General features: G+C 66.4%; 12 protein-coding genes, 1 tRNA gene and 1 pseudogene. 11 read left to right on the top strand and 3 right to left on the bottom strand.

Translation table 11 applies throughout. The annotated features are described in order from the left end of the window. Nucleotides 1-42: 42 nt before the first annotated feature. The 9 genes and pseudogenes from PQI66_RS05965 (at nt 43) to PQI66_RS06005 (ending at nt 7,673) form a co-directional block, all read left to right on the top strand. On the top strand, nt 43-621 hold the full coding sequence (locus PQI66_RS05965) for an HdeD family acid-resistance protein (protein ID WP_339996726.1): 579 nt from the start codon (nt 43-45) through the stop codon (nt 619-621). A gap of 165 nt (nt 622-786) precedes the next feature. Continuing rightward, complete coding sequence (locus PQI66_RS05970; RefSeq protein ID WP_339996727.1) at nt 787-1,290, top strand: HdeD family acid-resistance protein; 504 nt, start codon at nt 787-789, stop codon at nt 1,288-1,290. 21 nt (nt 1,291-1,311) lie between these two features. Continuing rightward, the gene (locus PQI66_RS05975; protein WP_339996729.1) at nt 1,312-2,307 is read left to right on the top strand and encodes an LLM class flavin-dependent oxidoreductase; all 996 of its coding nucleotides are present in this window, start codon (nt 1,312-1,314) and stop codon (nt 2,305-2,307) included. A 475-nt stretch (nt 2,308-2,782) separates the two neighbouring features. Beyond that, nucleotides 2,783-3,772 carry a siderophore ABC transporter substrate-binding protein gene (locus tag PQI66_RS05980; RefSeq protein ID WP_445228006.1) on the top strand — a complete coding sequence of 330 codons (990 nt, stop codon included), beginning with the start codon at nt 2,783-2,785 and terminating at the stop codon, nt 3,770-3,772. A gap of 103 nt (nt 3,773-3,875) precedes the next feature. After that, a complete protein-coding gene (locus tag PQI66_RS05985) occupies nt 3,876-4,895 on the top strand; it encodes an ABC transporter permease (RefSeq protein WP_339996732.1) in 1,020 nt (339 codons plus the stop codon). Further along, nucleotides 4,885-5,979 (top strand): iron chelate uptake ABC transporter family permease subunit, encoded by a 1,095-nt coding sequence (locus tag PQI66_RS05990; protein WP_339996734.1) that lies wholly within the window; start codon nt 4,885-4,887, stop codon nt 5,977-5,979. Before PQI66_RS05985 ends, PQI66_RS05990 begins: the two co-directional genes overlap by 11 nt. Then, entirely contained in the window at nt 5,976-6,731 is a 756-nt protein-coding gene (locus PQI66_RS05995) for an iron ABC transporter ATP-binding protein (RefSeq protein ID WP_339996736.1), read from the top strand. The genes PQI66_RS05990 and PQI66_RS05995 overlap by 4 nt, the downstream gene beginning before the upstream one ends. A 134-nt stretch (nt 6,732-6,865) precedes the next feature. Next, nucleotides 6,866-7,114 (top strand): annotated as a pseudogene (locus PQI66_RS06000) (ABC transporter permease); the annotation flags it as partial. 10 nt (nt 7,115-7,124) lie between these two features. Continuing rightward, nucleotides 7,125-7,673, top strand: coding sequence for a flavin reductase family protein (locus tag PQI66_RS06005; protein ID WP_339996737.1), 549 nt, complete (start codon nt 7,125-7,127; stop codon nt 7,671-7,673). Between the two features lie 29 nt (nt 7,674-7,702). On the opposite strand, the gene PQI66_RS06010 is transcribed toward PQI66_RS06005, so the two are convergent. Next, on the bottom strand, nt 7,703-8,899 hold the full coding sequence (locus tag PQI66_RS06010; RefSeq protein WP_339996738.1) for a L,D-transpeptidase: 1,197 nt from the start codon (nt 8,897-8,899) through the stop codon (nt 7,703-7,705). Between the two features lie 411 nt (nt 8,900-9,310). Here PQI66_RS06010 and PQI66_RS06015 point away from each other — a divergent pair. Together PQI66_RS06015 and PQI66_RS06020 are read left to right on the top strand one after the other, a co-directional pair. Further along, a tRNA-Lys gene (locus PQI66_RS06015) sits at nt 9,311-9,383 on the top strand. A 138-nt stretch (nt 9,384-9,521) separates the two neighbouring features. Beyond that, nucleotides 9,522-10,757 (top strand): MFS transporter, encoded by a 1,236-nt coding sequence (locus tag PQI66_RS06020; RefSeq protein WP_339996739.1) that lies wholly within the window; start codon nt 9,522-9,524, stop codon nt 10,755-10,757. Here the strand turns inward: PQI66_RS06020 and PQI66_RS06025 are convergent. Continuing rightward, nucleotides 10,729-11,145, bottom strand: coding sequence for a phage holin family protein (locus PQI66_RS06025; RefSeq protein WP_339996740.1), 417 nt, complete (start codon nt 11,143-11,145; stop codon nt 10,729-10,731). The two genes, PQI66_RS06020 and PQI66_RS06025, sit on opposite strands and share 29 nt — an antisense overlap. Nucleotides 11,146-11,191: 46 nt before the next feature. Then, nucleotides 11,192-12,232 (bottom strand): AbrB family transcriptional regulator, encoded by a 1,041-nt coding sequence (locus PQI66_RS06030; protein WP_339996742.1) that lies wholly within the window; start codon nt 12,230-12,232, stop codon nt 11,192-11,194. Nucleotides 12,233-12,339: the final 107 nt, after the last annotated feature.

Below are 12,339 nucleotides of genomic sequence, written 5' to 3' on the forward strand. Positions count from 1 at the left end.
GTACCGCAGTCCCCCTCGACCCCTCCGGAAAGAAGCCGCCCCATGTCCTCCCTCTCCACCTCTCTCCGTTCGTCACTCCTCCGCAGGGGCGCCCGGTTCCTCCTCTGGCGGGGCATCGTCGGTGTGGTCATGGGTCTCCTGCTGATCTTGTTCCCCTTCAGCTCCGCCATCGTCATGAGTCTGTTCGTCGGGGCCTGGATGATCGTCGACGGTCTCGTCGCCTCCGGCCAGGCCGTGGACCTGAAGAAGGCCGGAGCGCCGTGGGGCTGGACACTGGCCGAGGGCGTGATCTCCGTCGTCGCCGGCATCGCCGTCCTGCTGCTCCCCGGCATCTTCGCGGTCGTCAGCTCGTTCTTCATCATCGGGTTCCTGGCACTCGGCCTCGTTGTCAGCGGCGTCACCCAGTTGAGCGTGCCGCGGACACTGCGTACCGGCTGGACGGTCGCCGCCGGTGTACTCAACGTGGTCTTCGGTGTCCTCCTTGGAGTCCTGGCCGTACTCAACCCGGTCGACAACGTGTGGACCCTGGCGTGGGTCGCCGGCGTGTACGCCCTGATCCTGGGTATCTCGGCGATCGTCATTTCCGTCCGTATGCGCAGGTCAGGGCAGATGGACGCCTGACCGTCCGTCCGTACCGATTCAGCAAGTCCGATAGGAGTTGTGCGGTATCCGTAGGCGGGTCTACGATCAGTCGCCATGATTACCCGTCCTGGGGACACCTCCGAGTGTTCTTATGCAGTACCCGGCCCTCACCTCGGTCGGCATCTCCGCGACACCGGCGGAAAGATGCTCCTGTGGCGAGGCGGGTTGAGTGTGGTCGTCGGTCTGGCGCTGCTCTTCTTCCCGATGGAGACCGCGACCGTCGTGGGCCTGGTCGTCGGACTGTGGCTCGTCGTCGACGGCTTCAGCACCGTCGGACTGGCCGTGCAGCAGCGTTCCCACGGCGCCGGATGCGGGTTCACCATGTTCTCCGGCATCATCACCGCGCTCGCCGGTGTCGGCGTCCTGCTCTTCCCCGTCGCCTTCGCCATTGTCGGCGCCATGGCCGTGCTGTGGATCATGGCACTGGGCCTGGTCATCACCGGCATCGCCCGCACCGCCGCCCACGCCGGGGGCTGGAGCCTGGCGACCGGCCTGCTCAACATCGTCTTCGGCGTCCTGCTGGGTGGTGTCGCCCTGGCCGAACCGGCCGGTGGTCTCGTCGCCCTCGCCTGGATCCTCGGCGTCTACGCCCTGCTGTTCGGCGTGCTCTCCATCGTCATCGGAATCCGCCTGCGCCGCACCCGCTAGTCCCGGCGTACCGTCGTGGTCATGAGTACCAACGAACGGCATGTCCCCCTCTCCCTCATCGACTTCGCCACCGTCTACGACGGTGAAACCTCCCGGGACGCGTTCCTGCGTTCCGTCAACCAGGCCCAGCACGCTGAACGGCTCGGTTACTCGCGCATCTGGTATGCGGAGCACCACAACATGCCGCGCATCGCCTCCAGTGCCCCGGCGGTCCTGATCTCGCACATCGCCGCGAAAACCGAGTCCATCAGACTGGGCTCCGGCGGCGTGATGCTGCCGAACCACTCCCCGCTGGTCATCGCCGAGCAGTACGGCACGCTCGCCGAACTCTACCCGGGACGTATCGACCTCGGCGTCGGGCGCGCCCCCGGCACCGACCAGCGCACCGTACTCGCCCTGCGACGTGACCCCCGGTCCGCAGAATCCTTCCCGGAGGACGTCCAGGAACTCCAGGGCTACCTCGCCGGACGCTCCCGCGTACCGGGCGTGACCGCGACACCGGGCACCGACACCCACGTCCCGGTCTACATCCTGGGGTCCTCCCTGTTCGGGGCTCAGTTGGCCGCGAAGCTGGGCCTTCCCTACTCCTTCGCCTCCCACTTCGCGCCGGACGCGTTGAAGGAGGCGGTCTCGGTGTACCGGGAGACCTACCGCCCCTCGAAAGAACACCCGGAGCCCTACGTCATCGCCGCGGTGAACGTGACCGCCGCCGACACCGAGGCTGAGGCGGCCACCCAGAACGAGAAGGTGCGCCGGAGCCGGGTCGAGGCGATGGCCCTGCGCGGACGCAAGGTCTCGGCGGAGGATCTCGACCTGCTGATGTCGTCCCCCGCCGCCGAGCAGATCCTGTCGATGCTGCGTTACTCCGCGGTCGGTACCGGCGACCAGGTCCGTGACTACCTGGAGGGCTTCACAGCGACAGCTCAGGCAGACGAGCTGATGGTGGCGATCCAGTCGCCCTCAACCGCGGAATCACTGCGTGGCATGGAGATTCTCGCCGACGCCTGGGGCCTGTAGGCGTCACACGACGGTGGACGGAAGGCGTTCCCGCCGCGGATGTCGTGAATGTAGTGAATGTAGTGACGACGCACCGTCGGCATACCTGCACTACAAAGGGGATGTTCGCCGGTGGCGGCACCTCTGCGGACACCCCCTTGTTTCACCCCCGATAGCGCTCAGGCACACCCCCCGGGGAATCGCCCGGCCAATGCCCCGCTGACCTCGACATAAGCACTATTCATGACGGTGAACGACCTACACCTTGACGGTGGAATAACACACCCGAGCCTATCTTCTGCTTAGGGTGCACTTTGCTGGATTCGGTTCGGCTCAGCTAATCTGCGCCGGAAAGAGTTTTGCTCAGCCAGTCCCCAGACCGTGCCGCCGGAAGCATTGCTGACGTTGACTTCCGGTGGGACGGCCGTCAAGAAAAGGAACCCGCCGAATGCGCTTCACCCTCCGACGCTCACCCAGCCGTGCGCTGGCCGTGTCCATGACCGCCATGCTCTCTGTGGGAGCTCTCGCCGCCTGCTCGTCCGACGACGACGCGGACAACAACGGCGACTCGTCCTCCGACACCCGCACCGTCACCGACGCCCGCGGCGAGGTCGAGATCCCGGCCAACCCGGAGCGTGTCGCCGCGTTCGACAACCGCATCTTCCAGGTGCTCGAGGACTGGGACATCGACCTGGTCTCGGCCCCGGTCACCCTGATCCCGGACACCATCGAGAAGTACCACGACGACACCAAGATCCGCGACACCGGCTCCCACCGCGAGCCGAACCTCGAGGAACTCGTCGCATCCGACCCCGACCTCATCATCACCGGCTACCGCTACGCCAGCCAGTACGACGAGATGAAGGAACTGCTCCCCGACGTCCCGGTCGTCGACCTGAGCTTCGGTGAAAACTTCGAGGACGAAGACGCCGAGAACGAACTGCCGCTGGAAGACCGTCTGAAGGACATCACCAACCTCATCGGTGAGATCTTCGAGAAGGATGACGAGGCGGAAGGCCTCGTCGAGCAGTTCGACGAGGCCAAGGAGCGTGCTGCCTCGGCCTACAACTCCGACGAGACCGTCATGGGACTGATCGTCTCCGGCGGCGACATCTCCTACTCCGCACCGACCACCGGACGCTCCGTCGGCCCGGTCTTCGACATGCTGGGCCTGACCCCGTCGCTGGAACGCGAGGGGTCCTCCAACCACCAGGGTGACGACATCTCTGTCGAGGCCATCGCCTCGTCCAACCCGGACTGGATCATCGTCATGGACCGTGACGCGGCCGTCTCCTCCGCCGGTGAGGACGCCCGCCCCGCCGATGAGGTCATCGCCGACTCCGAGGCGCTGCAGAACGTGCCCGCCGTCCAGAACGGCAACATCGTCTACTTCCCGGACGACTTCTACACCACCGAGGACATCGAGGCCTACACCACCGTCCTGAACAGCATCGCCGACGCCTTCGAGGACCACGAGTCCGAGTAGTCGTCCCCCGACACGCCTCCGCCCGGGCAGGGCGTCCACCACGGACACCCCCATCCCGGGCGTCGCCGTGTCCACAGCTCCGCCCGTACAAGACAGGACCCCCATGACCGTCGCACCGTCCCCGACCGCCGACGAGGCGCCACCGTCCGCAGCGTCTCCTCCGACACGTTCCCGGTGGCGGGCCACCTGGCCGCTCCTGGCCGGGGTCGCGTTCACGCTCATCCTGATCGTGATCTCCCTGTTCGTCGGGGTGTTCGACATCACCGGCCACGAGGACGGCTGGATGATCTTCGGGGTGACCCGCATCCCCCGCACCATCGCCCTGGCCCTCGCCGGTGCCGCGATGGCCATGAGCGGTCTGGTCATGCAGCTGCTGACCCAGAACAAGTTCGTCGAACCCACCACCACGGGAACCACCGAGTGGGCCGGTCTCGGCCTGATCCTCACGATGATCATGGTCCCGGGGGCCAGCCTGTTCACCCGGATGATCGGCGCCATCCTCTTCGCACTGGTCGGCACCATCGTCTTCTTCCTCTTCCTGCAACGCGTCACACTGAAGTCCTCACTGATCGTGCCCATCGTCGGCATCATGCTCGGTGCCGTCGTCGGGTCGGTGTCGAGTTACGTCGCACTGAAGACCGACATGCTCCAGCAGCTCGGCATCTGGTTCGCTGGAAGCTTCACCAGTGTGGTCCGTGGCAGGTACGAGTTGTTGTTCATCGTGCTCGCGGTCACCGTGCTGATCTTCATCATCGCGGACCGGTTCACCGTCGCCGGGCTCGGAAAGGACATCGCCACCAACGTCGGGTTGAACTACACCCGGGTACTGATGCTCGGCATCATGATGATCGCCGTCGTCTCCGGTGTCGTCACCGTGGTCATCGGCTCGCTGCCTTTCCTCGGACTCATCGTGCCGAACATCGTCTCACTGTTCCGGGGCGACAACCTGCGGTCGAATCTCCCCTGGGTCTGCATGCTCGGCATCTGGATCCTCATCATCTGCGACATCATCGCCCGTACCGTCATCGCACCGTTCGAGGTCCCGGTGTCACTGATCCTCGGCGTCATCGGCGCCGCCGTCTTCGTCTTTCTTCTCGTGAGGAGCCGCCGGTATGCCCGATAAGTCAGCTGACAGGTACCGCGAGTTGAAGGAGACGTCCCGCGACGACGCCACCGACGCGCCCGACTCCGACGTGCGCTCCGCCAGGCGGCACTCCGGGCCGTTCACCTCCCCGTCCCAGCGGGTGAAGTACATCGTCCTCGTCACCGTCCTCGCCGTCGCCGCCGCCGGGTTCACGGTGGCACACCTCAGCTACGGCAATCCGATGGACTTCGGCACCGACGGCTACTGGAAGATCGCCCGTATGCGGGTCGACACGCTCGTCGCCATGCTGGTCGTGGCCTTCTGCCAGGCCTTCGCCACCGTGTCCTTCCACACGGCGACGAACAACCGCATCATCACCCCGTCGATCATGGGGTTCGAGTCACTGTATGTCGCGGTACAGACCGCGGTGATCTTCTTCCTCGGCTCCGCCGGGCTCGCCGCGTTCACCGGGACCTCACAGTTCATCGCCCAGTCCGCGCTGATGATCGCTTTCGCCGTGGGACTGTACACCTGGTTGTTGTCCGGACGGTTCGGCAACATCCACGTCATGCTGCTGGTCGGCGTCGTGATCGGCGGGGGCCTCGGCGCATTGTCGACCTTCATGCAGCGTCTGCTCGAACCCAATGAGTTCGACATCCTCACGGCCAGAACCTTCGGCAACGTCGGAAACGCCGACACCGACAACTTCATCCTCGTCATCCCGGTTGTCGCGGTCACCTGCACGATCCTCTACCTGCGCTCACGTCGGCTGAACGTGGTCGCCCTGGGGCGCGACACCGCCAACAACCTCGGCGTCAACCACAAGCGCGAGCTGATGATCCTGCTCTTCCTCGTCGCCGTGCTGATGGCGATGACGACCTCGCTGGTCGGGCCGATGACCTTCCTGGGTTTCCTGGTCGCCACACTGGCGTACCAGCTCACCGACACCTACGACCACCGCCTGATCCTCCCTGTCGCGGTCCTGGTGGGCTACATCGTGCTCTCCGGCTCGTACTTCATCATGCGTAACTTCTTCTACGCCGAGGGCGCGGTGACCATCATCATCGAACTCGTCGGCGGAAGCGTCTTCCTCTTCTTCATCATGCGAAAGGGCCGCCTGTGATCACCATCGACAACGTCTCCAAGTCCTACAGCGCCGAGACCACCATCGGCCCGGTGTCGCTGGAGATCCCCGCCGGAGGTGTCACCGCCCTGGTCGGCCCCAACGGTGCCGGAAAGTCGACGCTGTTGACGATGATCGGCCGGCTCCAGAAGCCGGACACCGGCACCATCCGGGTCGGTGGCATGGATGTCGCCTCGGCCTCGTCCGGCGAGGTCGCCAAGCACCTGTCGATCCTGCGCCAGGAGAACCACTTCGTCACCCGCCTGACCGTCCGGCAGCTCGTCGGGTTCGGACGCTACCCCTATTCCCACGGCCGGCTGAACGTCGAGGACGAGAAGTACATCTCCGAGGCCATCGACTTCCTCAACCTCAGGGAGTTCGAGAACCGCTATCTCGACCAGCTCTCCGGCGGTCAGCGTCAGCGGGCCTACGTGGCCATGGTCCTGGCACAGAACACCGAGTACGTGCTGCTCGACGAGCCGCTGAACAACCTCGACATGAAGCACTCCGTCCAGATGATGAAGCAGCTGCGCCGCGCCTGCGACGAACTCGGCCGCACCGTGATCATCGTGCTGCACGACATCAACTTCGCCGCACGCTACGCCGACCACATCTGCGCGATGACAGACGGTCAGGTCAACATCTTCGGTACCCCGGAGGAGGTCATCCAGGACGACACGCTCAGCGACATCTTCGGCACCGAGGTCCGTGTCCTGGAGACCGAGTACGGCCGACTGGCGAACTACTTCTGAGCCGGACCCGCACCCCGTGACCGTCACCCCCGAACTCTGGCACACACTGCTCGGCGTCGCCCTCCTCGTGGCGACCGCGGTGACGGTCCTGTCCCTCGCCGGCGTGGGCCACCGTTGGAGCACCGTCGCCGCGGTGGGCCACTCTCGCACTACTGGTCATGTTCACTGTCGCCGCAGTGACCAGTACACACCGGATCGGCTGGACGCTCCCCCGCTTCGCCGTCGTCTCCGGCGCGATGGCCGCCGGTGTCATCACGGTACTCAGCATCGTGTTCCTCACCGGTGCAATCGAGTTCTCCGCACGCTACGCGCTGGCGATCGGCGGCATCATCATCGGTGGTGCCAGCCTGGCGCCGTCGCTCCGCTGCCCGGCTGACGGGTAGATTGGTCACCATGTCCTCACCTGAGCCCGATTCCGTCGCCACACGCTTCCGGACGGCGTTCCGACGCCACCCCACCGGTGTCGCGCTGATCACCGCGCATGTCGACGGGGAGGACGTCGGTCTCACGGTCTCCAGTCTCGCGTCCCTGTCCGTCGACCCGCTGGCGGTGTCGTTCTCCCTGGCGAAGTCGGGCGGCAGCGCCGGAGCCATCCTGGCCGCGGACTCCTACCTGATTCACTTCCTCAGCGAGGATCAGGCCACCATCGCCTATGAATTCTCCCGCTACGAGGGCCGACGATTCACCCCTGACCAGCAGTGGACCACTGCTCCCGGCGGTGAACCGCTGCTGTCGGACGCCCTGGCGGTGATGCGGGCCCACACCGTGGAGACCGTCCGGGTCGGCGACGCCACCCTCATCGCCGCCGAAGTCACCGACGTCACCCGCGGTGCCGACGGACAGGGCGAGGCAGCTGCCTGCGCCGATGTCGCTGCCCCGTCCCCGCTGATGTTCCGCAGCCACCAGTTCTACCGGTTCCCCACCGGCCAGCCCCCCTTGTGACCTGCGCAGCGTGACCTGCGCGGCGCCAACTACTCGTCGGCGTTGCCCGCCGACCAGGTCGACCAGGGGATGTTCCAGTCACCGAGGCCGTCGTAGCCCTCGAGCTGGCCGCCGCCGGTGCCCTCGACCTCGGCGATGTCACCACGCTTGAGGTTCTCGTACACCCACTGCGCGTCCTCCACCGAGAGGTTCAGGCACCCGTGCGAGGTGTTCGTGTTGCCTTGGGCGTACAGCGACCACGGCGCGGCGTGGAAGTAGATGCCGGAGTACGACATCTGCGTCGCATACTGCACATCCGTCACATAACCGCCCGCGTCGAGGGCAAGACCGTAGGTCTGCGAGTCCATCGTCAATGACTCGAACTGGTCGCCGATCTGGTAGACCCCCTCGGGGGTCTCATGGCCCGGCATCCCCATCGAGGTCGGCATGGTCTTCACGACCTCGCCGTTACGGGTCACCGTCACCGTCTTCGTCGCATTGTCGGCGACCGCACGGACGTCATCACCGATGGTGAAGGACGCCGACCGGTCGACCTCGCCGTACATGCCGCCGAGGTCCTTCCCGACGAGATCCGCGTCCACCGTCACCTCGGTGCCGGGCTTCCAGTACTCCTCCGGACGCCACCGCACCTCATTGGCCGTGATCCAGTAGAAAGCGCCTTCCACCTTGGGCTCCGTGGTGACCTTGATGGCGTCCTCGACGGCCTTCCGGTCCCCGGGCGCCTCATCGAATCGCAGCGCCACAGACTGACCGACTCCCACCGTCGACCCGTCGAGCGGGGCCAGCGACGCGTTGGTCAGCAAGGACGGCATGAAGGTGGTGAACGAGGTCGACAGCGTCTCGTCCCCGGCCTCCGCCGCGAGCGTGTAGGTGCTCGAGTACTCGAGCTTGCCGTCAGAGGTCCACTCGGTCTCGTCGTCGTTGAACGACCCGTCGATCTCGTTACCGTAGGCGTCGGTCAAGGTCACCGAATCAATGCCCGCATCGTCGCGGACGGTGACCGGCTCGTCGACCTTGACGTCGGTGTCGTTGTCGTCGACGTTGGCGGTCAACTCGACCTCGTCCTCCCCGTCATCGGAGGCGTCCTGGTCCTGTGCCACCTGGTCGGTGTCCGTCTCACCGTCGTCGTTGATGGTGCAGGCGGCCGTCGTCAGCAGAGCCGTGGCAGCCGAGGCAGCCACAATGGAACGCAGAACCCGGCCCGTACGGCCGAATCGGAAGTGCATGGTGTCTACAGTCTCTTTCCGTCCCAGGTGAAGGGCACCCGCGGCGATGAAGTGTTGTGGTGATGGGCATCGACGGCAGCGACGCAGCTGTCGTACTGCGCCCGGCAAGGTGAGGGTCGGGCCCCGTCTCGGCGACCATCATACGTCCGGGGTATGCGCCGAAAGTAACGGAAATCGCCACGCCGACCATATTGTGTCCGAATCGTTATGCGCTCGTCGCCGGCCGCTCCGTCCGCCTCTGGTGGCCGTTCCACGACGGGCCCGCGAGAGGCCGCTGGCGGGGCTGTGCCTGGGCTGGTGCGCCAGCATCCACCGAAAACGGAGTCGACCTGCAGATTTGCCACCGATGCGGCGCGGAGCTATAGTTTTTCTCGTTGCCGAGGACGGGACATCCCCTCCAGAGAACAACATGCGTCATTAGCTCAATTGGCAGAGCAGCTGACTCTTAATCAGCGGGTTCGGGGTTCAAGTCCCTGATGACGCACAATTACCCCAGGTAGGACGTGGCCACCATCACAGACTACCTGGGGTTCACTCGTTCCGGCGTGAGGAGAGGGGACACTCTGGGATTCGCATCGCAGCCCCCGCGATAGCGGACCACAACCGGGGATAAGATGACCTGATGCCCCGTAGAACCCGCACACCCCTGCCCGTCGAGGTGTGGGCCCTTGTCGCCGGCGCCTTCGCCGTCGCCCTCGGCTACGGGGTCGTCGCACCGGCCATCCCCCAGTACGCCCACGCATTCGGTGTGTCGAACGCCGCCGCGTCCGGCATCGTCAGCGCTTTCGCCCTCATGCGACTGGTCGGTGCTCCCCTGGCCGGACGGATCCTCGTCAAGCTGGGTGAACGTCGCACCTACACCGTCGGTATCCTCATCGTCGCCGCATCCACCGGCGCCTGTGCCCTGGCGGCGAACTACACCCAGCTCCTGATCCTCCGGGGTCTGGGCGGGCTCGGCTCCATCATGTTCACCGTCGCCGCGACCGCGCTCCTGATCAAGGTGAGCCCGGTCGACGCCCGCGGCCGCGTCTCCAGCGTCAACGCCGCAGGATTCCTGCTCGGCAACCTGATGGGGCCGGTGTTCGGCGCCCTCGTCGCCGGGTTCGGACTCCGCGCACCGTTCGTCTTCTACTTCGTCATGCTCGTCGTCGCCGCGTCGGTGGTGTGGTTCACCCTCCGCCGCTCGTCCCTGGCAGGGGTGCAGGCGGACGAAAGCCCCCGCGAGCCGCTCTCCCTGGCCACCTCGCTCGGCATCCCGCAGTACCGGGTACTACTGGGGTCGGTCTTCGTCTTCGGCTGGACGTCTTTCGGTGTGCGGGTGTCGATCGTGCCTCTGTTCGTCGCCGCCGCCTTCCACGGCGACGCCGCTGTCGCGGCATGGGCACTGGCGTCCTACGCCGCCGGCAACGCGATCCTCATCCTCCCCTCGGGACGGTGGAACGACACGCTCGGACGTAAGCCGATGCTGGTGTCGGGCATGGTGGTCACCGCCGTCGGCTATGCGGCGTTCCCCCTGTCGCCCACCATCCTCGTCGCCTGCCTCGCCATGATCATCGCCGGGGCAGGATCAGCGCTGGTCAATCCCGGGCAGCAGGCAGTGCTCGCGGACATTGTCGGCACACGCCGCGGCGGTTCCACCGTCGCCGGTTACTCGATGCTGCAGGATTTCGGCGGGGTCCTCGGCCCGCTGGTGGCCGGGGCACTCGTGGACGCCGCCGGTTTCGGGTGGGCGTTCGGGGTCAGCGGGATCCTGCTGGTCCTCGCTGCGGCTGGCTGGGCGACGGTGGCCGACTCCCGCACGCTGCAGGAGGCCTCCGGCACCGGGGACATCAGCGACGGGCGGACAACAGACCGGTGATCGGGCCGAGAACCCAGCTGACCAGCGCCATGATGATCGCACCCCAGAAAGCGGCGCCGAACGTCGCGATGTCGAGGCCGAGTCCCACCGCCTGTGCCAGGATCTCCGCCAGCAGGAACACCCCGGCATTGATCACCAGGGCGAACAGCCCCAGTGTGAGGATGGTCAACGGCAGTCCCAGCAACCGGAGGACGGGACGGACGGTCATGTTGAGCAGCAGGATCACTGCGGCACAGCCGAGGAACACCCACAGCCGGTCGTTCTCCCCGTTACCGACCAGGGGCTCGGCCGGCGCCGTGACCGTGACACCGCTGACGAAGTAGGTCACGACCCACAACCCCACGGCGGTGCCGACGGCGCGGACGAGGAAGTTCCAGATAAGTCCCATGCCCCGAAACTACCATCGCCGATGCACCGACCTGCTGCTCAACGGTTCAGCGACCCCGGCGCCCGCCCCACCAACCGATGACCGTGGGCAGGTAGGCCCCGATGACCAGCATCGCCAGCGTGCGCATCACCTGCACCACCGTGACGACCGGCTCGGAGCCCGCCTCATGGGCGAACGCCAGTACGGCGTAGATCCCCCCGGGCACGGTGGCGAGGTAGGCGTCCAGCAGCGGGACATCGCTGAAGTGTGCAATCAGCAGGGCGGCGACGATCGCCCCGACGATCATCGCCGCCACCGCGGTGAGGATCAATGGCAGGCTGTGGCTGAACTGCCGCAACGCCGACTTGGTGAGCGTCCCCCCGGCCTGCACCCCGATCACGGCGTAGGCGAAGACCAGCAGCACACCCTCGGGTCGAAGCCACTGGTCGGGTACCCCGACCACTCCGGCGAACCAGGTGAGCAGCATCGACAGCAGGAGGTAGGGCACCGGCAGTTTCACCACCCGACGGGTCACCCGCACCAGCACCCACACCGCGGCCCAGACGACGAGCGCACCGAGGACGGGCCGCAGCTCGGGCGACCACCACGCCGCAGCATCCGAACCCCCGCCACCGTCTGCGTCGGCACCGTCGCCTCCACCGCTGCCTCCACCAGCGAAGACGTGCACGAAGGCAGGCAGTGTCAGCACCACCAGTGACAGGCGCAGGTACTGGGTGAGGACGACGAAGCGGACGTCCTCCTTGAGCTCGGCGGCGAGGACGGTCATGCCGCTGGCTCCCCCGGCCAACGTCGCCAGCAGCGCACTGACCGCGCTGGTCGCCCCGGAGCGGTAGAGGAGGAACGCCGCCGCCGCGCACACCGTCAGGGTGACCACGAGCGCCAGGACCGTCGGCGCCACGTAGCCCGCCACGGTGGCCCCGTCGAGCTCGACGAGCGGGGCGACGCACACCATCGCGATGACCACCTGGGCCGGCTGCATCAACCGCGTCGGCGGTGTCGTCTGCCGATCGGAGAGGATCGCGTAGACACCGAAGGAAACCAGGAAGGCGAAGATCCACGACGCCGGGACACCGAACTCGGTGCACACCGCACCGAGCAGCACCGCGCATGCGCAAACCCCGGCGATCTCGACGGCACGTCGTGTGCCGGAGATCCGCCGGGGCTGTCGGGGCTCGCGCGGGGCGGGAATGCGGA

Origin of the sequence: Corynebacterium sp. USCH3, assembly GCF_037619475.1 — a bacterium.
Classification (GTDB): domain Bacteria; phylum Actinomycetota; class Actinomycetes; order Mycobacteriales; family Mycobacteriaceae; genus Corynebacterium.

What these genes read in the sequence shown, in the direction of transcription:
- PQI66_RS05965 (WP_339996726.1), top strand. Translation starts at nt 43, where the DNA reads ATGTCCTCCCTCTCCACCTCTCTCCGTTCGTCACTCCTCCGCAGGGGC.
- PQI66_RS05970 (WP_339996727.1), top strand. Translation starts at nt 787, where the DNA reads ATGCTCCTGTGGCGAGGCGGGTTGAGTGTGGTCGTCGGTCTGGCGCTG.
- PQI66_RS05975 (WP_339996729.1), top strand. Translation starts at nt 1,312, where the DNA reads ATGAGTACCAACGAACGGCATGTCCCCCTCTCCCTCATCGACTTCGCC.
- PQI66_RS05980 (WP_445228006.1), top strand. Translation starts at nt 2,783, where the DNA reads ATGACCGCCATGCTCTCTGTGGGAGCTCTCGCCGCCTGCTCGTCCGAC.
- PQI66_RS05985 (WP_339996732.1), top strand. Translation starts at nt 3,876, where the DNA reads ATGACCGTCGCACCGTCCCCGACCGCCGACGAGGCGCCACCGTCCGCA.
- PQI66_RS05990 (WP_339996734.1), top strand. Translation starts at nt 4,885, where the DNA reads ATGCCCGATAAGTCAGCTGACAGGTACCGCGAGTTGAAGGAGACGTCC.
- PQI66_RS06005 (WP_339996737.1), top strand. Translation starts at nt 7,125, where the DNA reads ATGTCCTCACCTGAGCCCGATTCCGTCGCCACACGCTTCCGGACGGCG.
- PQI66_RS06010 (WP_339996738.1), bottom strand. Translation starts at nt 8,899, where the DNA reads ATGCACTTCCGATTCGGCCGTACGGGCCGGGTTCTGCGTTCCATTGTG.
- PQI66_RS06020 (WP_339996739.1), top strand. Translation starts at nt 9,522, where the DNA reads ATGCCCCGTAGAACCCGCACACCCCTGCCCGTCGAGGTGTGGGCCCTT.
- PQI66_RS06025 (WP_339996740.1), bottom strand. Translation starts at nt 11,145, where the DNA reads ATGGGACTTATCTGGAACTTCCTCGTCCGCGCCGTCGGCACCGCCGTG.